Raw genomic sequence first — 20,489 nt, 5'->3', positions numbered from 1 at the left:
TCCCTTGGCAATTTATTCTAATTAACCCTTCACTATACGCTTCGCAAACGCCTGGCTCGGTTCGTTGCCGCACATAGTCGTCCAGGTGCCTTGCCGCAGGCTGTCGATGCTGATCAGATCCTGGCCCCTGTCGAACAAGCGCTGATAACACTTGAGCTGGTTTGATGAGGCGTGAACGTGGGTGATGGTCGCCGAGTCGTCCGGGCGGACGTCGCGACGAGTGACCCGGATGATGTTGCCCGAACTCTGTGCGACGACGAAGTAGGCAGCGAGCATGGCGATCTCCTGGGCAGGTTGTCGGTCAGGTAGTGCGGTGCCGCTCGAAGAAACTCACGACCTGCTTGCGTGCTTCATCGTGCGTCATGTCGCAGCGGCTGTGGACCAGCGTGGTGAGCTTGTCCAGATCGCCGCCAGACTTGAGCAGTTCGTTGCGCGTGAGTTCGTGCCAGATGATATGCGCCGGCCCTACCAACCGCTTCCATTTCCCTTCAATGATCGTGCTCAATGGTCTGTCCATTGTCGTTCCTCGTGCCTTATCGCGTTAGGGGGCCTGCTGTGAGTGTCCATCCAGCGCCCGTCGTGTGCCAGGATCTGGTCTGGCCATTGAATCTCTACCCGATGCTCCACGCCGTCATCGATCAAGGTAATGCTGTCGCCCTGCAGCAGTGTGCCATCCAGGTGCACGGTCGCATCGCCTGACGCATTACAAAACAGGACGATTCGGTAGGTCGCGGAGCCAAAGCGGTAGCGCAGGCTGAATCCGCGCCAGCCCGCCGGCAGTACCGGCTGCATGCGCAACTGCGTACCGCTGCGCTGCAGACCGAGCAGTGACTCGACGATCAGCCGGTACATCCAACCGGCCGAGCCGGTGTACCAGCTCCACCCGCCACGGCCTTCATGCGGCGGCATGCCGTAGACATCGGCGGCCACCACATAGGGCTCGACCTTGTAAGTGGCGATGGCCACGGCGCTGTTGCCGTGGCTGACCGGGTTGATCAGGTGCAGCAGCTCCCACGCCCGGGCGCTGTCGCCCAGTTCGGCGAAGGCCATGCTTGCCCACACCGCCGCGTGGGTGTACTGGCCGCCATTCTCGCGCACGCCGGGCACATAGCCCTTGATGTAGCCGGGGTCGAGAACGCCTTGGTCGAACGGTGGCGCAAGCAGCTGCACCAGGCCGATGTCACGGCGCAGCAGATGCCGTTCCAGTGAATCCATGGCCGTGCGTCGGCGCTGATCGGGTGCCGCGCCAGACAGCACCGACCAGCTCTGGGCGATGGAGTCGATGCGACACTCGTCGTTGCTGGCTGAGCCCAATGGTTTGCCATCGTCGAAGTAGGCACGGCGGTACCAGTCGCCATCCCAGGCGTGGGCGTCGAGGCTCAGTCTCAGGGCGTCGGCCTGTTCGTCGCAGCGCTTGGCAAATTCGGCGTCCCCGTGGAGCAGGGCGGTAATGGCGAAGCGGCGCAGCACGTCGTAGCCGAAGAAACCCAGCCAGACGCTTTCACCATTGCCCCCTTCGCCGACGCGGTTCATGCCGTCGTTCCAGTCGCCGTGCCCCATCAGGGGCAGGCCGTGAGCGCCCCGTGCCAGGCTGTGCTCGATGGCCCTCACGCAGTGCTGGTAGAGGGTTTCCTGCAGGGGGGCGTGGTGCGGCAGGTCGTAATAGGATTCCTCACCGCTGTTTAGCAAGCGGCCTTCCAGGTAGCCCACGGTTTCCGCCAACACGCTTTGATCACCGCTGACCTCTACGTAGCGGCTGGTCGCCTGGGCCAGCCACAGGTAGTCGTCGGAGCAGCCGGTACGCACACCGCGATCCAGTGGCGGGTGCCACCAGTGCTGCACATCGCCTTCGACGAACTGATGGGCGGCGCACAGCAGCAGGTGCTGGCGAACCGCCGCCGGGTCTGCATGCAGCATGGCCATGCTGTCCTGCAACTGATCACGGAAGCCGAAAGCACCGCCGGACTGGTAGTAACCGCTGCGAGCCCAGAAGCGGCAAGCGATTACCTGATACATCAGCCAGCCATTGACCATCACGTCCACGGCCGGCTCTGGGGTTTCGATCTGCACCTTGCTAAGGGTTTCCTGCCAATGATCGCGCACGCGCTCGAGCTCGGCCGTGGCGACGCTGCTGCCACGCATGCGCTGCACCAGGCGAGAGGCGGTCTGAGCGTCCCGGGCGGCGCCGAGGCGGAAGGTCACGCTGCGTTGTTCATCCGGCGCCAGGTGCAGATCGACCCGCAGGGCCGCGCACGGGTCGAGCCCTGGCCCGCTGCGCCCTGACAGCTGCGGCTGGGCCATGGCTGCGGGGGCGCTGAGGTTACCGTTACGGCCGATGAAATCACCACGGCCGGCGGTACTGCTGGCCAGTGGTGCATCGGTGTCGAAAAAGGCCACCCGGCCCGGGAATTCGATGGAGTAGGCATTGCGCGCGAACAGTGCACCACTGTTCGGATCAGCCTCGCTGACCACATGCATGGCCGATTTTTCCCGCAGATCACCCAGTACCCAGGCCACGTAGCCGGTGACCGACAGGCGCCGTGCTCGGCCGGAGACATTGTGGATTTTCAGGTGCGAGAACTTCACCGGATCCTGCAGCGATACGTAGACCCACAGCTCGCTGCGAATCCCGTCTTCCTCGTGTTCGAAGACGCTGTAGCCGAAACCGTGGCGCGTGACGTAAGCGCCTTTACCGGGGCGTGGCAGTAGCGTTGGCGACCAGTAATGGCCGCTGTCTTCGTCGCGCAGGTAGATGGCCTCGTCACCCGGGTCGCTGACCGGGTCGTTGCGCCATGGAGTCAGGCGGAACTCGTGGGCGTTTTCATGCCAGGTATAGGCGCTGCCACTCTCTGAAATCACGCTGCCGAAGTTCGGGTTGGCCAGCACGTTGACCCAGGGTGCAGGCGTAGGCTGACCGGATTGGCAGTGGATGACGTACTCCTTGCCGTCTGCGCTGAAACCGCCATGGGGATTGCTCAAGATCAGCGACGAGTCAGCTAGTGGAATCACCACTGGCGGCGCTGGCCTGAGCAACAGGCTGGCATCGAAGGCGGGCAGTGCGGGTTCTGCCCGGCGTCGATGAACCTGCTCGGCAAGGCTGCCGCGCTCGTCGCTGAGCACCAGGTGGGCTACGGCCAGCATTAGCACGCGGTCTTCGTTGGAAAGTTGCTGGGCGGGGCGCACAAAAATGCCGCCAGGCCTGTCCAGCAAATGCGCCTCGCTGCCCGAGGCGACCAGGCCCATGATCACGTCCTGCAGATCCTGGCGGTAACCGGCCTGGTCTTCGTTCCAGATCACCAGGTCGACGATCATGCCCTTGTGCCGCCAATAGGCGTGGGCCTGTACCAGTTGGCGCACCAGGTCGATATGCGCGGTCGCGGAAATCTGCAGCAGCACGATGGGCCGGTCGCCGGAAATCGCCTGGCCCCACAGGCCGCTCTGGTTGCGCTGGTTGGCCGCCAGAACGCTTGGAGCAGCGCGCAGCGAAGGGTTGGTATAGATGATCGACGCAGCCATCTGCTCGAACAGGCGGGCATCGGCATGGGAGGTGTTGAGTTGGCGCAGCAGCACCTGGCTGTGGGTCCAGGCCAGGTCGAAGACACGGTCGGCCAGGTGCCGATCACGGTACTTGTTGATCAGCTGCAGGCAACCGTCACGGCTGTCACTGACGCCTGTTACCAGGTCGATGGTGGCGGTCTGGCCTGGATCCAGGGTGATCCGACAGCGGATCGCCACGATGGGGTCGAGTACCGCCCCGGCCGTGCCGGACAGCGTCTCGGTGTCCATCGCCGCAGGGTGTGTCAGGTTGCGCCCGCGACCGATAAAGCGGGCCCGGTCGGTTTCATAGGAGATCGCCGTGATGTCCACCTCATGCGCCGCCAGCAGATGGCAGAGCCACGGCACCTTCTCTTCGCTGGAACGGGGCCGCCGGCTGCACAGGATCGCCTGCAATGGAGTGAGCAATTCACTCTGTACGAACAGTTTGCTGAAGGCAGGATGCAGGGCGTCGCTGAGGGCCGGAGCCAGGACCACCTCTGCGTAGCTGGTGAGTTCCAAGGTGCGACGCTGCGCACCTCGGTTGCTGATATGCAGGCGCCGCAGTTCGATGTCGTCCTCAGGGGAAACGACGATCTCGGTGTGGGCATCGAAGTCCCGTTCTCGCACGCGAAATTCGGCTCGGGCGTCGGTGAAGATCGCTTCGAAGCTTTGTGTCGCACGCAAGGTCGGCTGGTGCGCCGAGGACCAGAAATCACCGCTGTCGACGTCACGCAGGTAGCAGAAGGTACCGGTGTTGTCGCAGGTAATGTCCTCGTGCCAACGGGTGACCGCCATATCGTCGCACCGGCTGTAGCCACCGCCGGCATTGCTGATCATCACGTGGTAACGGCCGTTGGAAAGCAGTTGCACGGCCGGATGCCGGCGCCCCGGATCGGTGTAGACCCGCAGCTTGTTCTCGTTGACCCGGGCGACCTTGCCTTCCAGCGACGCATTGGCGGTGTGCAGGTACTGCGCGGCGCTTTTCGGCACCCGCTCCTGCAGCAGCAGGGCGGTGGCCTGGAATTGCGGATCGGCCTCGAAGCGGCGTTGCATAGGGCGACCCTGCAGCACATGGGTCAGCGACAGCAGGCTCATGCCCTGATGGTGGGCCATGAAGGACTGAATAACGGTCGCGCTCTGCCCCGGTGGCAGTCGGGCGCTGGTGAAGTCGATGGCTTCGTACAGACCGTATCGGCCTGCCATGCCCATGTCGGCCAGGCGCTGGAGATTCTTGCAGGCCACCTCGGGGGCGACCATCAGGGCCAATACCGAAGCATAAGGCGCCATCACCACGTCTTCGCCAAGCCCGCGTTTGAGACCCAGGCCGGGCACGCCGAAGGCTCGGTACTGATAGTTCAGTTGTGCGTCCAGGGTGCTGTAGCCGGACTCGGATACGCCCCACGGCAGGCCCAGTTGCTGGCCGTATTCGATCTGCCGCACGACCGCGGCGCGACAGGTCTGGTCGAGCAGGGTGTCGGCATAGCTGGGCATGATCAACATTGGCATCAGGTACTCGAACATCGAGCCGGTCCAGGACAACAGCACGGGAACCCCGCCATTGCTGGTCAACAAACGGCCCAGGGTGAACCAGCTTTCCTGAGGAAGCTGCCCCTGGGCGATGACCACGTAATTGGTCAGCCGCGCTTCCGAGGCCAGCAGGTCGTAGTAGGCGCCATCCAGACGCTGGTCATCGGCGTTGTAACCAATGGCCAGCAGTTCGCGTTGCGCGTCGTACAGGAAGGTGAAGTCCATGTCCGCCAGCTCGGCCGCCAGATCCGCCAGGCGCAGCGCCGTGGCGATGCGTTCGCTGGCGTGGGCGATCACAGCGCGTACCTGGGCCTGCTCGGCAGTCGGCCATTGCGCTGCATCGAGCTGCGCCAGCTCATGCCAGCTGCCCGAGGCTGGAGGGTCGCCGGGCAGGGTCAGGCAAGCCAGTTCGTCATGCAGATCCTGGCAATGGGCGAGCAGTGCCTGGCGCCAGTAATCGGCCTCGACAGCCGCTGACAGAGTGGATCGCAGCCCCTGGGCCAGAGCGATCAGGCGCTGCAGGACGGCGCTGATATCAGACAGGCTCTCGGCTTCGAGAGCCGGTGCCGGGGCAAGCTCGCTGAAGGCTTCATCGAGCAAGTGCTCGTCCAGGCCGCCGGCCAGCAGTGCTTCATGCAGCACGCCAAGGCTGTCGGCCACGCCTCGGCGCCAGTTCGGGCTGAGCAATGCTGCGTTCGGCAACTCGTACAGGCCTGGCCGCAACGTCAGTAGCAGACCGGCCAGGTTGCCGCTGTCTACGGTGGAAACGTAGCGTGGCGGCAGCGGTTGCAGCGTCTGGGTGTCGTACCAGTTGTAGAAGTGGCGGCGATGGCGCTCCAGCCGCGACATGCTGGTCAGGGCGTTATCCAGCCGCGCGAGCAGGCGGCCGCCACTGAGATAGGCGAAGTCGTGAGCGGCCAGGTGCGACAGCAACGCCATGCCCATGTTGGTCGGCGATGTTCGGTGGGCGGTCACCGCCGTTGGCCGCTCCTGAATGTTGTCCGGTGGCAGCCAGTTGTCCGCAGGGCCCACATGATCGTCGAAGAAGGCCCAGGTCCTGCGCGCCAGGCGACGTAGAAACTGCTGATCCTCGAGCGATGGTGCATAGGCGACATAGACCGCCGTCCTGCTCAGCCAGAAGGCGATGGCAGGCGCCAGCAGCCAGGCCAGCAGGAAGGGCATGGCGATGGCCAGCACCACGGGCTGACCAGACAGCAGTACGGCGACGGCGACCGCCAGCAGCGGCGCGACCCACATCAGCCGGTACAACCCCGGCAGGTCGTTGCGACTGCTGCGCTCCACTTCTCGCGAAGGGTTCCATTGCAGCAGGCGGCGCTGGCTGATCGTCATGCGCCACAGGGTACGAGCGATCGCATCCAGGCTGCTGAAGGCTTCGAAGGGCAGCCACGCCAAAGTCAGCAACGCACGACTGAAGTCCTGGGCCGCATCGCGAAGGGTGACCTTCAGGTGCTGACCGAGGTTGATGTCGTGGGCTTTGTGCAGCAACGCCAACAGGGTACTGATCAGTGGCTGGGCGATGATCAGCAGGAACACACCCAGGCTCCACAGCAGTGGCTGGGTGGTGGCGAACCAGCCCCAGAGCAGCATGCACAGAAAGGCCGCCGGCTCCAGGCTGCGGCGCAGGTTATCGACGATCTTCCAGCAGGCCAGATCGGTCAGACGGTTGCGCTCCAGGCCGCCGCCGGATTTCGGTGTCCAGGGCATCAGCCAGGGCAACAGCTGCCAGTCTCCGCGAATCCAGCGATGCCGGCGCTTGGCATTGGCGCTGTAGCGCGCCGGGTGTTCCTCGTACAGCTGTACGTCGCTGATCAGCCCAGAGCGGGCGTAACAGCCCTCGATCAGGTCGTGACTGAGAATGCAGTTGTCGGGAAAGCAGCCCTGCAGGGCCTGCTCGAAAGCGTCCACGGCGTAGATACCCTTGCCGATGAACGAGCCGTTGCCGAACAGATCCTGGTACACGTCGGATACAGAACGGGTGTAAGGGTCCATCCCCGCATCGCTGCCAAACAGTTGCGCGTAAGTGGAGCGGGCGATGCTCGGCAGGCTGATGCCCACCCGCGGTTGCAGGATGGCATACCCACTGACAATGCGATTGTGCTGCGGGTCGAAGCGTGCCTGGTTGAGCGGGTGGCAGATTGCGCCGAGGAGCTGCCGAGCCACATCGCGTGGCAGCTGGGTGTCAGTGTCCAGCGCGATGACGTATTCGATCCTCGGTAGCGCGTCGATATCGCCGACGATCAGGGAAAACCGCTCGTGGCCATGACCTCGCAACAGGGCATTGAGCTCGGCGATCTTGCCACGTTTGCGCTCATGGCCCATCCAGCGTTGCTCGGTGCCGTTCCAGCGTCGTGGCCGATGCAGCAGGAAGAAGCGCGACGCAGCCGTTTCGGGGTATTTCAGGTTGAGCGCTGCGACCGCCAGGCTGGCTTGTTGCAGCAGGGGCGCATCGCCGTCGAGCACCTCGCTCTGGGCATCCATGAAATCGGTGAGCAGGGCGAAATGCAGGTTGGCATCACGGTTGGCGAGAAACCGTATCTCCAGGCCGTCCACCAGCTCTTCAACATCCTGAGCGCTGCCGATCAGCGTCGGCACTACCACCAGCGTACGCGCTTGGGGGGGAATGCCGGCGCTGTAATCGAGGCGCGGCAGGATGTCTGCTGGCAGGTTGAGGGTGACCAGACGGTTGACCAGCGCGATGGCCAGGTGGCTGGTCATCACCAGCGTCGGCACGCTGAGTAGCAGCAATGCCCATGGGCCCCAGCCGTCGGCGCGCAGCATGCTGTAGAAGGGCCAGGCCAGCAGAACGCTGAGCGCCACCACTGGCGTCATGAAAAACGCCAGCGGCGACTTGCGCAGCACGCGCCGGCAGCGCTCGGCCGGGGATCGCCGCGCGCCCAGTTGCTGCTCCAGATCGACCAGCCCGGGGCCCAACAGGTAGAAGCCAACGTGTCGCTTCAGCGGGTCTTCATCCGCTGCCGTATGGCACAGGGCGACGGCCGCCCGGGCGATCTCGACCTGCGAGTATCGGCAACAGCGCGCCAGACGCTCGACGACGTGGCGGTAATGGTCGCGGGTGGCGAAATCCATGCTGGGATAGACCGCAGACGGGTCTTCGCCAAGGGCGTGCTCGACGCCGCTCATGAGTTCGACGAACTCGCGCCAGTCCAGCGAAGAGAGCAGGCGCAGGCTGTTGATGCTGTTGCTGATCGACACTTGCTCTGTCGCTTGCAACTGAGCGTCGAGGTGAATCAGCCGTTCGACGCTCTGGCCGGATTCGGCCAGAGCCTGCTCGACCCAGGTCATCGGCAGTATCAGTGCCGTGCTCTGGCCTTGCAGGCGCCGCGCCAGCTCGGCCACGAAAGCACTGGTCATCGGTGGCGCAGAGCGCGCCATGTCGGCCACCAGCAGCACCACGTTCTTGGCGTCGAGCTCGGCGGTTGAAACCAATCGATCTGCCCAGTCGTTGGCGAGACTGCGGTCGCTCCAGCTGGCCATAACCCGGGACGCGACCCGTCGCAGGTTCTCGATCAATGCCAAACGCAGCATGATGGGAATGCCCCATAGCTCGCCCAGCGTCAGCGGTGTGATCACTTGGTAGGCCGCCACGAAACGGCTCAGGCTGTCGCTATCGACCCGGCCATCACCATGGGCGATGGTTTCCAGGGCAATGTCGTAGACCCGAGGCAGCGTCCGTGAGGGCCCGTCATCCAGGCCGGGCAGTTCGCGGCAGTAGCCTTTGGGCAGATGTTTCTGCGCCGTACGGATCTGCTCTTCGACTAGATAGAAGTTGTCCAGCAGCCACTCTGCAGCAGGCGTCGCGCGTTGGTTGGAGAGCGCTGCTGCGCTCATGGCCTGGCAACTGCTGGCCAGTACGGCGGCGTTTTCAGAAAGGCGATGAAGGAGGGCGTCGGAGGTGGGGGCGGAGCTAAGGTGATGCTGTTGGGCCAAATGGGCACCGTGTGCGGCCATCTGTTCTGCGCTAAACAGTTCCGCGCGCAGGGCCGGCTCGTATTCGAAGGTGCGCGGCGTGGGCCGCCACAACCGTTGGATTGCTCGAAGCCATTGCCTTTCCATATTTTCCTAGCGCAACGTGAAGCGTGGATAACGTTGCAGAGATGCATGTCGCGCAAGCGTTGCAGGCGGGACGAATGAGGAAGGTGTACCGAGCCAGTGTGAAATTCTCCCGGCAGTGCGTCTGTCTGCTAGCGCACATAACAACAGTTCTGCGGTTGCGGTTTACTTCAGACATCCTCTATTCCCAGCAACCATGGTCTGTTTATTCAGGGCTTCGGGCTGCAGATTGCGCAACATAATCGGCAACGCCTTTATCTCGCCCAAGAGCATTCAAGCCATGAGCTATCGGCGCGCTTGCACAAACTGCGAGACACCAAAACGTTGCTGAATGCAGCCCCTCACGGCAGCTAACGGTGGGTACATTTTCGCGTTGCAGCCTTAGCGTAAAAGTTATGTGGCGCATTTTCTTTGAATACCTGCAAGTAAGTAGAAAGGGCCTCACTTGGGCGGTCTGCTGTGATGGAGTGAGCTGTAATCAGTTTTCTCTCCTTACTAGGAGCCTCTCTTTATACGTGCTTTACTGATGGACGGCAGCGATTGCCCTCAATGAAATCGTGCATTAGCACTGGGATCACAGCATGCGACTGTCCACGTTCATTGATGAAAATGTTGAGCCTATCCTGCAGGCTTGGGAGGACTTTGCGCGGACCATCACCGTTCCCGGCAAGGCGCTGGACACCGAGGCCTTGCGCGATCATGCCTGGCAGATATTGCAGGCCATCGTTAATGACCTCGATACGCCGCAGAGCAAACATCAGCAACTGGATAAATCCCTGGGCAATGGCCCTGTCAGGGATAGACAGACAGCAGCGGAGACGCATGCCGTCACGCGGCTCATGGCCGGCTTCACGCTCGACCAGATGGCCTCCGAGTACCGGGCGCTGAGAACCAGCGTACTGACTTTGTGGATGGGCCGAATAAAGGCGGGAGAGGCGGTGGAGATCGAAGACCTGGCGCGCTTCCACGAAGCTATTGACCAGGCCCTGACAGAGTCCATCGCCAATTACTCCCGTGCCTTGGACGCTTCCCGCACGCTGTTCCTAGGCATACTAGGGCATGATCTGCGCAACCCGCTGGGCGCTATTTTGCTGGGAGCAGAAATGCTGCTTCGCAACACAGAGCGCGGCGATAAATCTGCGGCTATTGCGGGGCAGATTCATGTCAGTGCCGAGCGCGCCAACCGAATCGTAGGAGATTTGCTCGACTTCGCCCGCTCACACCTTGGGACGACGTTGCCAGTGCGGTTTCAGACCGTGGATCTGGTCGCGGTATGCAAGCGGATTGTCAGCGAAGCGCGGGCTGCGCATCCGCTTTCGGAGATTTGTTGCGAGACCGTCGGCGCCGCAGTGGGGCGTTTCGATGAGGCGCGTATCGAACAGGTGTTCTCCAATTTGATCAGCAATGCGGTTCATCATGGCAAGGCGGGGGCACCCGTCACGGTGGCTGTCACGTCCAACGCAGAGGCACATGTCTTCAGCGTTCATAACTGGGGCCAACCCATTGCCGAAGACGTATTGCCCTTTATATTCAATCCGATGGGGCGATTCTCGCAATCTGTAGTGAGCGACTTGGGGCCCTTGGCTGGAATGGGGTTGGGGCTCTATATCACGTTGCAGATTGTGGGGGCACATGGTGGCCAGATCGACGTGGCGTCGACTATTGGAGACGGCACTACCTTTCAAGTGAGCCTGCCCGGATAGTGGCGCTTGTGCGTCGTGAGCATGGACGGATAGGTGCTGCCTGTGGCCGCTGCAAATGAAACGCCCGGCATCAGAGTCGGGCGCTTGGTGGTGCAGGCAACATCTCGTTGGTTGGCTTGAAGCTAAGCCGGCCTGGTACCCAGCCCTGCCTTGTTGCCGTCTAAATCTTCGGGCTCTACAGCGGGCGCTTCGTCTGGGAGCGAGTTCGGCTCGCTTTCCGTACCAGTACCTGGTTCCGGCTCGTCCTCATTTTCATTACCGTGCTCTCTGCCTGGTTGCTGGGCCATGGGCCTCGCGATCGCGCTGACCGAACCGTGCTCGCGTCCAGCCGTAACAAGAGCATGAGGCGGTATGTAGCCTGGGTTGCCTTGGTAATGGGGTGTCCCATCTTTGAGATTAATGACTTTCATTGCGGTGTACCTCGAGTTAGGCCAAGCAGTTGGCCTACTTCATCCGAGAAGGGGCGAGGCCGTGAGGTTCAGGCTCAAAGATGACCGCCGGGCGGATTGTGTCGGTCACGCCACGTGAAGCGTAGCGGCCCGTAAGACCGTTTCAGTTGGGTTGTGACCGCCTATCCACTTTTTGACACTCGAAGCGTGCGCTGCGCCCTAACCTCCATTGGAGCAACAGGTAAAGCATATGACCTTCACCGTATTGCTCGTTGAAGACGAGCTGATCCTTCGGCAACTGCTGGTGGAATTGATTGCGCCCCTGAGCGTTGAGGTGATCGAGTGTGCATCGGCAGATACCGCGCTTGAACATCTGGGGTATGGGGGTATCGATTTATTGCTGACCGACATCCGCATGCCGGGCTCGCTGGATGGTTGGCAGCTGGCGCAGATTGTCTGGAATCGCTGGCCCTTATTGCCGGTGATACTGACCTCTGGGCATCAAATGCTGTGCAGGGACGAGATACCCCAGCACTCCACGTTCATTTCCAAGCCTTGGGACATAGCCCTAATGTACGAAGCAGTAGCGGATGTTCAACAATCTGCCGCTACCGGAGTTTGATATAAATTCAAATGTCAAAAAGTTTCAGATTTCATGCAGGTTCTTTGTGATGAACGGGCAGCGTTCTAGATTGCCCAGGGGTAGCTCCATGCTCTGGACAGAAACAGCACCCTGGTTTTACTGCTGCGCATGTTGGTGGTAAGGGGCCCGAATATCATCTGGTTTCTTCTGCAATCTGTAGCAATGGCAGTACTTGCCAAGGGGCTTATTGCTGAAAATCAGTGGTCGTCCATCCGATATCGCCTGGGCGGTGCATGCACTTAGGCGCAGCGCTCTCAAGCATCAGTTACAGCGCACCAGATTCACACGAGTAGTCAACTTGATGCGCCTCGCTTGGCAGTGGCACCTCCCATTTGAACAGCATGCGGCGGATATCGTCGTTACGCAGGCTGGTGTCGCGCCGGGTGTTACGCCGGTAGACCTCTTTCTCGGGCATCTCCAGATACTGGATCTGCACCTTAGCCTGGTAGGCGTACAGCAGATCGAGGGTCTTCTTGCGCATCTGTGCCGAGAGGTGCGTGGAGTTCCAGACAAAGGGCTGTTTCTCGCGCAGCAATGACTTGGCCCGGTCGATGGCGAAGTGCGCAGCGGCGCCTTCGTTCTCACCATGGCGCAGGCCCAGGGCCTCGCGGGCGTCGTCGAAGGAGATCACCGGCAGATCCGGGTGGTGTTTGGCCACCCAGGTGTTCTTGCCACTGGCCGGCATGCCGGACAGCATGATGACCCGCGAGCCCTCCGGCTCATGCAGCGGGTAGTCGGGATGCACCCGGGCACCGCGGAAGTACTGGATACGGGTGTAGTCATCGACGAATGCCCGTGGCCCATACAGGCAGCCTTCCTCGGCGGCCAGTTCGCGAAACAGCTCGATCTCGTCGAGCACGGCCTGCTTGCCCACGTAGGTGCGTCCCTGCATGTCCGCTTCCGCGACTGCGCAAAGCATCCACACTGGCAGCTCCCACGACAGCTTGTGCAGAATGAACTCCGGGCTCTGCCCGCTGCGATTGCCCGACAGCGCGAAGAACGGCAATTGGTGTACCGAGATGATGCGGCAGACCTGCTCGCGCAACTCGAAGTGCATGCCTGCCCGCCACAACAGCAGGCGTGCATCCACGGCGCCGCGTCGCGAGTGGCCAGGCTGGCCGATGCGCCCGGTTTCTGTATCGATCACCGTAGTGTCCGGCTTCGAGATGTCGTGCAATAGCGCGGCCAGGAACAGCACCAAGCGCTGCTCCTCGGTAGCCTGCTGATAGCGCGGTTGCGCTAGCAGCGCCTCGACCACCATGCAGGTGTGGATCCATACGTCGCCCTCGGCGTGGTAGTGCGGATCCTGGGGCGTGCTGGCCAAACGTTGCAGGGCCGGAATCGCCTCCAGGCATGCCTTCGCGTCGAAGCGCTGGCCCGGTTCTGGAACCAGGCTTTGCAGTTGTCGAATGTCCATTTTGTTGTTCTCCTTCAATAACCAGATCGCTGGCCATCCCAGTCCATCGACAGGCGAGGGGCATAGAGATCTACCCCGTCGGCCAGCAGATTGGGAATGAATGGCTGGTTCGCATGATGCTGGTCCGCTTCGAGGATCGCCTGGACGAAGTCCTGGCGAACCCACTTGAGGCGTCCGTTGATTTGTTTCTCGTCTTCGAGCTTCAGGTACAGGCCTTCCATCACCGTCGACTTGTCGCACTGCCGCCAGGCCCGTTCCAGGTCCAGGCCTTCGCGCTGCACCGTGGCTTCGAAGGCGCTGCGCCATGCCGGCGACTTGGCCAGCGAGTCGCCGAGCAGCTCAAGCAGATCCTTGAGCCGCGCTGGTGCCAGCCCTTCATGAAGCACCGGCACCGACAGCACCGGGCCGTCGCGCAGCAGCTGGCGCCGGGCGGTGGTCGACAGGAACAGGCCATGGGCCCGGTCCCAGATGTCGAACTCGCAGAAGAAGTGCGGCAGGCGGTCGTAGAACACCGAATGCTTCTTGTGCATCCACTCGCCGAACAGCACGTAGCGGTCTTCAAGGCGGCTCATCAACCAGTCTTCGTGGGCCACGGCCCACTGCTTGAAGAGGTTGAACTGGCGCTCCCGACCGCCACCGGTCAGGTAGTGGCCACGCGATTGCAGCAGCAATTCACCGGCCGCGGAGAAACTGATGCCGGCATTGGCGCCGTCCAGTTTTTCCTCGACGACCAGCCATTGCCCGCTCAGCGAGGCATAACAGACTTGATCGCTATCGGTATCGCCCGGCTGCAGGCGAGAGCTCTCCAGGTGGGGCGTGCGTGGGTATTTGTGTAGCTCGAGGTTTTGCGCATAGGCGCGGAAATCCATGTTCATGGGTTTTCTCCATTGCAATTGGGAAAACCGACGACAAGGGTTCAGGCGGGCAAAATGTGGGAAGCGGCCACGCAGGTGCGCAGGCAGCCATCAGGCACGATGGACCGTCGTCGGTATCAGGCTTGTTGGCTGGAGCAGGGCACTTCGTTCACCACTTGAGAGAGGGGGTGGAAATAAGGGGCGGATTCAACATCCAAGAAAAGTAGAAGTCAACATCTCTCTGGCCTTTGAACCGATGGGATGGAAGCGGTGCGCCATTCGCTTGGCACGGTTCGAGGGAGCATGGTTAGGCGGACTCCACATGACACTTTAGAGCCTATAAGGCTCGTGCTTAGGGAGGTTTTTGCTGGCTTTCCACCCTAGGTTTTTACGAAAAGTAGGTGCGGGTAAAATTTTCGCCATGATTGGCTGGAGGCCCGCATGGTAAAGCGTTACGAACTCTCCGACGCATCGTGGAACTTGATCTAGGATCTGGTTTCTCCAGAACAGAAATGGTCGCCCACGCAGTGATGATTGCCTAGTACTCCACGCAATCCTTTGGATCCTCTGCTCGGGCGTTGCCTGGCGTGATCTGCCGGAACGCTTTGGGCCTTGGTCAACGGTGTATCAGCGTTTTCGTGACTGGCGTGACGACGGTACGTTCGACCGGATACTGGAGCGCTTGCACATCCGATTAAACCGGGAGGGACTGATCGATCTGGCCACCTGGATGATCGATTCCACTACGGTACGCGCAACCCGAGCCTCTTCAGGTGCCGGAAAAAAGGGGGCTTGAAGAACCGCTAGACCATGCTCTGGGATGTAGTTGAGGCGGCACACCTGCGCCATTACTGCGACCGTTACCGAATACAGCCGGTGATCCCGCTGCGTTCCATGCCACGCAAGCGTCGGCCTGGCTTGCCCCGACTCTTTGATCGTCCAAAGTATCGGCAGCGCAACATCATTGAGCGGATGTTTGGCTGGTTGACAGAGAACCGCAGAATAGGCACTCGCTACGACAAGCTGGCGAGAAGCTTTTCAGCCATGGTCACGCTGGCCTGCAGCCTGCATTGCATGCGGCAATACTTTTCGTACAAAACCTAGAGAATCAGATATGCCGACCATTTCCTGCCAGCTCCCATATGTTGAAGATCGCTCAGCTACGTTCCAGCGAGAAGCTACGTTCGTCAGGGCAATGCCTAAAGTCGACCATGTTTCGTCTCGAATTTCTTTGCGACTATTGCACCATAACAGAGCAAAATATTCGCACCACAACAGGGCGATCACATGTAAGCAACTGTTTTAAAATGATAAAAAAATAAAACACCTAGATTGATGTTCATGAAAAAATGAGCCCATTTTTGATTGACATCAATAAAAAATGCGTTTTATGATCGACACAGGATGTAGAAATTCAAAGGACGAAGCCTGATGTCATATCAAAATTTATATTGCGCAACATCTAGTTCGACTTCCCCCTATCTCATCTCCCCCTCAAGAAATCCGAAAAGACATTTTCGAATATCCGTTTGAGGTCTCCTGCTGCCCATCACTTTCCAGCGGTGACTTTCTCAATCAGCGTATTTTCATCTAGAGCTTAGTGCTTAAAGGATTTTCACGACCTGAGTATTGCTGACTCACAATGTTAGCTACTCAAAGTAGCGCACAAGGAAAATGTTCGATCACTCCTCGAACATGTGCGAACGCCTCTATCCCGCTGCGTTCGATTGGCTACCAACTTCGTGACCAGAGTTTGCATGATCGATATCGAGAGTGCATTCAACGGGTCAAGTTCGGCCCATAATCAGCGTAAAGAGGAATTACCATGAAAAACTCTATTAGCATTTCCACTATTGGCGGCACTGTCGGTGGCACCGTTGGCGGTACTGTCGGTGGCACCGTTGGCGGTACTGTTGGTGGTACCGTCGGCGGTACTGTCGGTGGCACCGTTGGCGGTACGCTCTCCACCAGCCAACGCAGCCGCCTCAAAGACTGCTTGAGCAAGTAAGGCTTTGCACGTCGCGCCCAGCGCGACGTGCTCTCCAAATTTAAAGGAATAAATCAGGGCCTGACTGATGGAAAAAAATAAATATACCCTTTCCAGAGATGTAGTTCTTAGACGAATGGACGACCGTACGTCAGTCTACCATCGGCAGAGAGGCGGGCTATGCATGCTTGATAAAGCAGCAGTCGACGTCTTAGAGAGCTTCAAGAATGGACGTATGATCCCTAGCTCATGGATTGAACTAGAAGCCCCCACAAGGGAGGCCGAGCTAATCCAGCAGCTAGCCGCTCGCGGCTTCTTAATCCATGAAGAAGAACAGAACCTGTCTGAAAGTAGGCCAGTCGAGAAAAAAGTTAATATTATCCAGCTGATTCTCGCGAATGCTTGTAACTTTGGATGCACCTATTGTTTTGAGGGTATTCAAGGCAAGGAGATGTCTGTTGAAGAAGAGGTAGCAAAAGTAGAGCTGATTCGAGTTGTTGCTCAGGACGAGATCAAAGTAGACATCAACAACTCGATGTATGCCTCCAAGGAAAGGTTCGAGCATCAATTTGACAAAAAAAATCGGCATATGAAACCTCAAGATGCCGTGTATTATGTAGAAAAGGCGCTAGCTGCGTCCCGAGCGGGTGGCATGTATAGAGTAATGGTTCAATTCTTTGGTGGTGAGCCGTTATTAAACTGGAAGGCAATTGATGCGGTGTTGGATCGCTTTGGGGATGGCTCCAAAGATGGCATGCATATTTCGTACTCCACTGTTACCAATGGATCGCTTATAACTGAAGAAGTGGCGGAAAAATTCGCCCGCCATCAGGTAGCAGTATGCGTAAGTTTCGACTCACCCACTAGCCCAAGCAGACCATTAAAAAATGGTGACGACAGCACACCAGTTGTGATGCAAGGCCTGCGGCAACTACAAGCTAAAGGCAACCGCATCGCGATCAACGCTGCACTGACATCGGCAACTTGGGATGACTTTAACGAGTCTATCGTCGATCTAGCGGTCGATGTGGGGGCCTGGGAGATTGGCGTTGTTGTAGATTTTGATCCGACCTTCTATAGCACGTTCGGGGCAGAGAATATCGTAGATCGCCTTTGGAAAGTTGTTGAATATGGTCGTCAAAGGGGCGTGGTCTTAACAGGTTATTGGCACCAGATATTTCAAGTACTCTTGGGACATGATGCTGTGGCCGAGCGGGGCTTTAAGAACTGCTCAGCAAAGGGTGCACAATTTAGTATTGAACCGAATGGATCCGTGTTCGCCTGCAAAGCCGGATCTACACTATTAGGTTCAATTGAGTTAGGCCCCGAGCTTTTGGATGCTCCGGCCTATATCGAGCATGCACAGTTACGGCATGAGAACCCTGATTTTTGCAGGGGCTGCGAGATCGAAGGTTTCTGCGCTGGTCTTTGCCTAGGCCCTTTAGAGAAGAAGTACGCGGCCATTGACGTAGTAGAACCAGCAGCTTGTGATTTCTATCGCGGTATTACGCGAAAACACATTGATGCTCTTCAGCCTTTTGAAATAGCTACTTTCGATCTCCAACCTGCATAAAATGAGATAAATCATGGGAATCGCATCTGAAGCCAAAGCTATTGCTAACAACAGCCAATTTTCGAAATTTGGTTACGACATCATTAACACACCAGAGATGTCTGAAAAAGTAATTGAATCTTTCAACTCTATGCCACGCGATGGACATAGCTTGAAGAGACTACGAAACATCCGCTTGAATCAATACTTCACCTACTGGGAGGAAGGCCAGTGGATTTACGCATTACTTCCGAAACGGAAATATATCCAATCCGCTGAATTCATCCGTCTTGCTGAAGCAGGAGGTGTCTTACGCCACAGAGAACAGCTAGAGTGCGACCCCACTCCCCTGGTAACTGCTGTTCTCGATAGCTTGCCTGTTGATTTTTCAGAAAGTTACCACGTCAACGTGAACCAGATCAGGGTCATTGTGAACTCCGAGTTTAATGGGGTGACGGTTCCCGAAGGGCCGCATCGTGATGGTCACCAATTCAGCGTTATCGTTGTAGCAAAGCGCCATAACGTTGAGGGGGGAGAAACACAAATTATTGATCCTGCATCCAATGAAATTGTTCATCGCGCTTTGCTTGAAGAAAATCAGGCTGTGCTAATTGATGATGAACGCTACATTCACTATGCCTCAAATATCACACCCGCCGAAGGCTCCGATGGCTACAGAGATATTTGGGTGATCGAAATCAGTCCATGGCATAAACGATCCTATGGGCCAACTCACGAACGCCTTGCCTTAGCAACAAGCTCATTACTGAAAACGCCATGACCGTCCAAGTCCAATCGTCACCAGTCCTATATGCCTGGATGGCATTTCGTAGAGCCCTGCCAACCGCCTTAGCTGTCGCTCCCACAGGCATGCTGTTCGGGGTTCTGGCCTCCCAATCCAACTGGACTCCATTCGAAGTCTTGTTGCTCAGTGCTATGGGCTACTCAGGCAGCGGGCAGTTCGCCTTGCTGCCCCTTGCCGAGCAAGGAATAGGGTTTCTCACGATGCTCATCGTTGCGATATCTATTAACTGCCGATATATACCAATAGTTATCACAACGTTGGCTCGCCTTCCAACACGTCCTGTACCCCGGGCATTCATGGCACATTTAGTTGGTGACGAAGCCTACGCACTTGAACAGGAGAGGGATCAATTAGCTGCAGTTTTCAGCACGCGACTAACAATCTATCTCGCGTGGGTATCGTCTACCTTCGCAGGAGCATTGTTTGCTGCGCTAATCCCCGCAAGCTGGTTCAGCCCTGAGATGAACCTGGGCTTTCCGGCAAGCATAGTTCTCTTAGTGCTTTCGTTCGAGCAGCTAAAAAGTCGCGTACCCCGTATATCTGCTCCCTGGGAACGCCGCCTCATTGAGATAGCACTTTGTATCGCGGCAGCCCTAGCTTTTATTGCACTATTAGGTAAATCTTGGTTCTGGCTACCAAGTATTGCGTTCAGTACTTGGAGACTTAGCAGGTTAACGTATGAACCTTAATGATCATGCTTTAGTAGTTATTGCGCTTATCATAACGAGCCTGCTGGTTCGAGTAGCACCGGCGTTTATTAATCTAAAATTATCACCATCAGGAAGAAAGATCACTGAACAGGCGCTTCCGATGGCCGTCTTCATAAACTTTTCTGTATATTTGATATGGGTCGAAGTAAATATTATGGCGACGGCGGCAATAGCTAGCATCTTGGTCGCTGCCTTTGCCACCTTATTTACACGCACCGGGTTGATGCTCACTGCCTGTGGCTCAACACTAGTATATGCAGCAATCGTGACTTTTTGACTGTTAAGGGACTGACATGAAAACCACTGACGTTGTAATCTCCACAATTAGCGATACTGTTCGTGACGAACTGAGGGCACAGCTTTCATCTGCACTGAAAACCGGTTTTGACAGAAGTGACAAACGTTATGCAGAGATTGTTCTGCGTTCCGGCGTCCCAGTAGATTTATTGTATAAGCGTATTTTTGAGTCGCGCCGCCCTTTCGCAGTTTTAAAGAATCTGCCAATTAACCTCTTGGCCGACGAATGGGAGGTCGGTAGCGCTGAACTGACTGATGCGGTTCTAGTAGGAATCACTCATGCGATTGGTCTTCGGCACTTCGGCTATCCGGAGGAAAAGGAAGGTGCAATTCTACAAGACGTTCACCCTATCGCAGGTTGGGAAAAGACCTTGTCTAACGCAGGTAGGGTCAAATTCAATCTACATGTAGAAAGCCCTTTTCTTCCTCGGCAAGCGCGACCAGAGGCGGCAGCACTTATTGCGCTTAATAACGACGCTGGAGCAGCTACTCGTGTGGCGGTAGTCGACGAGGTAAATAAATTTCTGCCAAGTGAAATTATCAGCATTCTGCGCCGACCGTTGTTTACTTATAAACATGATGATTCATTTGCTTTGAATGGATATACACTTTATACACCACCATCTCCATTCTTGAAGCAGATAGATGGGTACGAAGAGTCTCGTTGTGCAATCTATACTATTGCGGAAAATCATGAGGCAGAAACGGCAGTCGCCGCATGGATAGAGGCTGCTGAAGCAGTTGCAATAGACATCGTCTTGGAGCCAGGAGATCTTCTCGTATTCAATAACTATCGATGCATACATGGCCGTGGCGCTGTTGAAGGACGGCGTTGGCTAAAACGAGTATACGGGTCACGGCATTGTGATCTTGCAGATGAAAAAGACATGGTTAGTGTTTGGCGTGCTGTAGGAGCCATTGGTGACCATTCCTTCTAGGAGGAAATGCACCTGAATTGAGCAGGTGCAATTTCTTT

The 20,489-nt window shown here is 57.9% G+C and carries 13 protein-coding genes and 1 pseudogene; 9 read left to right on the top strand and 5 right to left on the bottom strand.

Annotated elements, in window-relative coordinates; translation table 11 throughout:
- Positions 1-21 precede the first annotated feature (21 nt).
- Genes K8U54_RS01040 through K8U54_RS01030 form a run of 3 tightly spaced genes read right to left on the bottom strand, consistent with a single transcriptional unit; the run spans position 22 to position 9,159 of the window.
- The gene (locus K8U54_RS01040; RefSeq protein ID WP_013791291.1) at positions 22-276 is read right to left on the bottom strand and encodes a hypothetical protein; all 255 of its coding nucleotides are present in this window, start codon (positions 274-276) and stop codon (positions 22-24) included.
- Positions 277-301: 25 nt separating this feature from the next.
- A complete protein-coding gene (locus K8U54_RS01035; RefSeq protein WP_027910094.1) occupies positions 302-517 on the bottom strand; it encodes a CsbD family protein in 216 nt (71 codons plus the stop codon).
- Positions 502-9,159: a GH36-type glycosyl hydrolase domain-containing protein gene (locus tag K8U54_RS01030; protein WP_249908492.1), complete on the bottom strand. Its 8,658-nt coding sequence runs from the start codon at positions 9,157-9,159 to the stop codon at positions 502-504. The genes K8U54_RS01035 and K8U54_RS01030 overlap by 16 nt, the downstream gene beginning before the upstream one ends.
- Positions 9,160-9,737: 578 nt before the next feature.
- On the opposite strand from K8U54_RS01030, the gene K8U54_RS01025 reads away from it, so the two are divergent.
- The gene (locus K8U54_RS01025; RefSeq protein WP_192291092.1) at positions 9,738-10,859 is read left to right on the top strand and encodes a sensor histidine kinase; all 1,122 of its coding nucleotides are present in this window, start codon (positions 9,738-9,740) and stop codon (positions 10,857-10,859) included.
- A gap of 639 nt (positions 10,860-11,498) precedes the next feature.
- The gene (locus tag K8U54_RS01020) at positions 11,499-11,870 is read left to right on the top strand and encodes a response regulator (protein ID WP_013791294.1); all 372 of its coding nucleotides are present in this window, start codon (positions 11,499-11,501) and stop codon (positions 11,868-11,870) included.
- Positions 11,871-12,156: 286 nt separating this feature from the next.
- On the opposite strand, the gene K8U54_RS01015 is transcribed toward K8U54_RS01020, so the two are convergent.
- Together K8U54_RS01015 and K8U54_RS01010 are read right to left on the bottom strand one after the other, a co-directional pair.
- Positions 12,157-13,308 carry an AAA family ATPase gene (locus tag K8U54_RS01015; RefSeq protein WP_192291090.1) on the bottom strand — a complete coding sequence of 384 codons (1,152 nt, stop codon included), beginning with the start codon at positions 13,306-13,308 and terminating at the stop codon, positions 12,157-12,159.
- A 14-nt stretch (positions 13,309-13,322) separates the two neighbouring features.
- Positions 13,323-14,183 (bottom strand): RNA ligase family protein, encoded by an 861-nt coding sequence (locus K8U54_RS01010; protein ID WP_249908491.1) that lies wholly within the window; start codon positions 14,181-14,183, stop codon positions 13,323-13,325.
- A gap of 471 nt (positions 14,184-14,654) precedes the next feature.
- Between K8U54_RS01010 and K8U54_RS01005 the strand changes: the two are divergent.
- From K8U54_RS01005 to K8U54_RS00980, 7 genes and pseudogenes are all read left to right on the top strand, one after another.
- Positions 14,655-15,266, top strand: a pseudogene (locus K8U54_RS01005) (transposase).
- Positions 15,267-15,987: 721 nt separating this feature from the next.
- Positions 15,988-16,170: a hypothetical protein gene (locus K8U54_RS01000; RefSeq protein WP_111465141.1), complete on the top strand. Its 183-nt coding sequence runs from the start codon at positions 15,988-15,990 to the stop codon at positions 16,168-16,170.
- Between the two features lie 163 nt (positions 16,171-16,333).
- A complete protein-coding gene (locus tag K8U54_RS00995; protein WP_249908490.1) occupies positions 16,334-17,722 on the top strand; it encodes a radical SAM/SPASM domain-containing protein in 1,389 nt (462 codons plus the stop codon).
- 13 nt (positions 17,723-17,735) lie between these two features.
- Positions 17,736-18,482 carry a 2OG-Fe dioxygenase family protein gene (locus K8U54_RS00990; protein WP_249908489.1) on the top strand — a complete coding sequence of 249 codons (747 nt, stop codon included), beginning with the start codon at positions 17,736-17,738 and terminating at the stop codon, positions 18,480-18,482.
- Positions 18,479-19,195 (top strand): AzlC family ABC transporter permease, encoded by a 717-nt coding sequence (locus tag K8U54_RS25265; protein WP_434059974.1) that lies wholly within the window; start codon positions 18,479-18,481, stop codon positions 19,193-19,195. Before K8U54_RS00990 ends, K8U54_RS25265 begins: the two co-directional genes overlap by 4 nt.
- Positions 19,185-19,493, top strand: coding sequence for a hypothetical protein (locus K8U54_RS00985; protein ID WP_249908488.1), 309 nt, complete (start codon positions 19,185-19,187; stop codon positions 19,491-19,493). The genes K8U54_RS25265 and K8U54_RS00985 overlap by 11 nt, the downstream gene beginning before the upstream one ends.
- Positions 19,494-19,509: 16 nt before the next feature.
- A complete protein-coding gene (locus K8U54_RS00980) occupies positions 19,510-20,451 on the top strand; it encodes a TauD/TfdA family dioxygenase (RefSeq protein WP_249908487.1) in 942 nt (313 codons plus the stop codon).
- Positions 20,452-20,489: the final 38 nt, after the last annotated feature.

The sequence above is a fragment of the Pseudomonas fulva genome, from assembly GCF_023517795.1.
Lineage (GTDB): Bacteria > Pseudomonadota > Gammaproteobacteria > Pseudomonadales > Pseudomonadaceae > Aquipseudomonas > Aquipseudomonas fulva_D.
The sequence above is the reverse complement of the archived record's forward strand: the minus strand, read 5'-3'. Positions and strand labels throughout refer to the sequence as shown.

Bases quoted from the DNA above. Each gene is read 5' to 3' on its own strand.
- K8U54_RS01040 (WP_013791291.1), bottom strand. From the start codon at position 276: ATGCTCGCTGCCTACTTCGTCGTCGCACAGAGTTCGGGCAACATCATC.
- K8U54_RS01035 (WP_027910094.1), bottom strand. From the start codon at position 517: ATGGACAGACCATTGAGCACGATCATTGAAGGGAAATGGAAGCGGTTG.
- K8U54_RS01030 (WP_249908492.1), bottom strand. From the start codon at position 9,159: ATGGAAAGGCAATGGCTTCGAGCAATCCAACGGTTGTGGCGGCCCACG.
- K8U54_RS01025 (WP_192291092.1), top strand. From the start codon at position 9,738: ATGCGACTGTCCACGTTCATTGATGAAAATGTTGAGCCTATCCTGCAG.
- K8U54_RS01020 (WP_013791294.1), top strand. From the start codon at position 11,499: ATGACCTTCACCGTATTGCTCGTTGAAGACGAGCTGATCCTTCGGCAA.
- K8U54_RS01015 (WP_192291090.1), bottom strand. From the start codon at position 13,308: ATGGACATTCGACAACTGCAAAGCCTGGTTCCAGAACCGGGCCAGCGC.
- K8U54_RS01010 (WP_249908491.1), bottom strand. From the start codon at position 14,183: ATGAACATGGATTTCCGCGCCTATGCGCAAAACCTCGAGCTACACAAA.
- K8U54_RS01000 (WP_111465141.1), top strand. From the start codon at position 15,988: ATGAAAAACTCTATTAGCATTTCCACTATTGGCGGCACTGTCGGTGGC.
- K8U54_RS00995 (WP_249908490.1), top strand. From the start codon at position 16,334: ATGCTTGATAAAGCAGCAGTCGACGTCTTAGAGAGCTTCAAGAATGGA.
- K8U54_RS00990 (WP_249908489.1), top strand. From the start codon at position 17,736: ATGGGAATCGCATCTGAAGCCAAAGCTATTGCTAACAACAGCCAATTT.
- K8U54_RS25265 (WP_434059974.1), top strand. From the start codon at position 18,479: ATGACCGTCCAAGTCCAATCGTCACCAGTCCTATATGCCTGGATGGCA.
- K8U54_RS00985 (WP_249908488.1), top strand. From the start codon at position 19,185: ATGAACCTTAATGATCATGCTTTAGTAGTTATTGCGCTTATCATAACG.
- K8U54_RS00980 (WP_249908487.1), top strand. From the start codon at position 19,510: ATGAAAACCACTGACGTTGTAATCTCCACAATTAGCGATACTGTTCGT.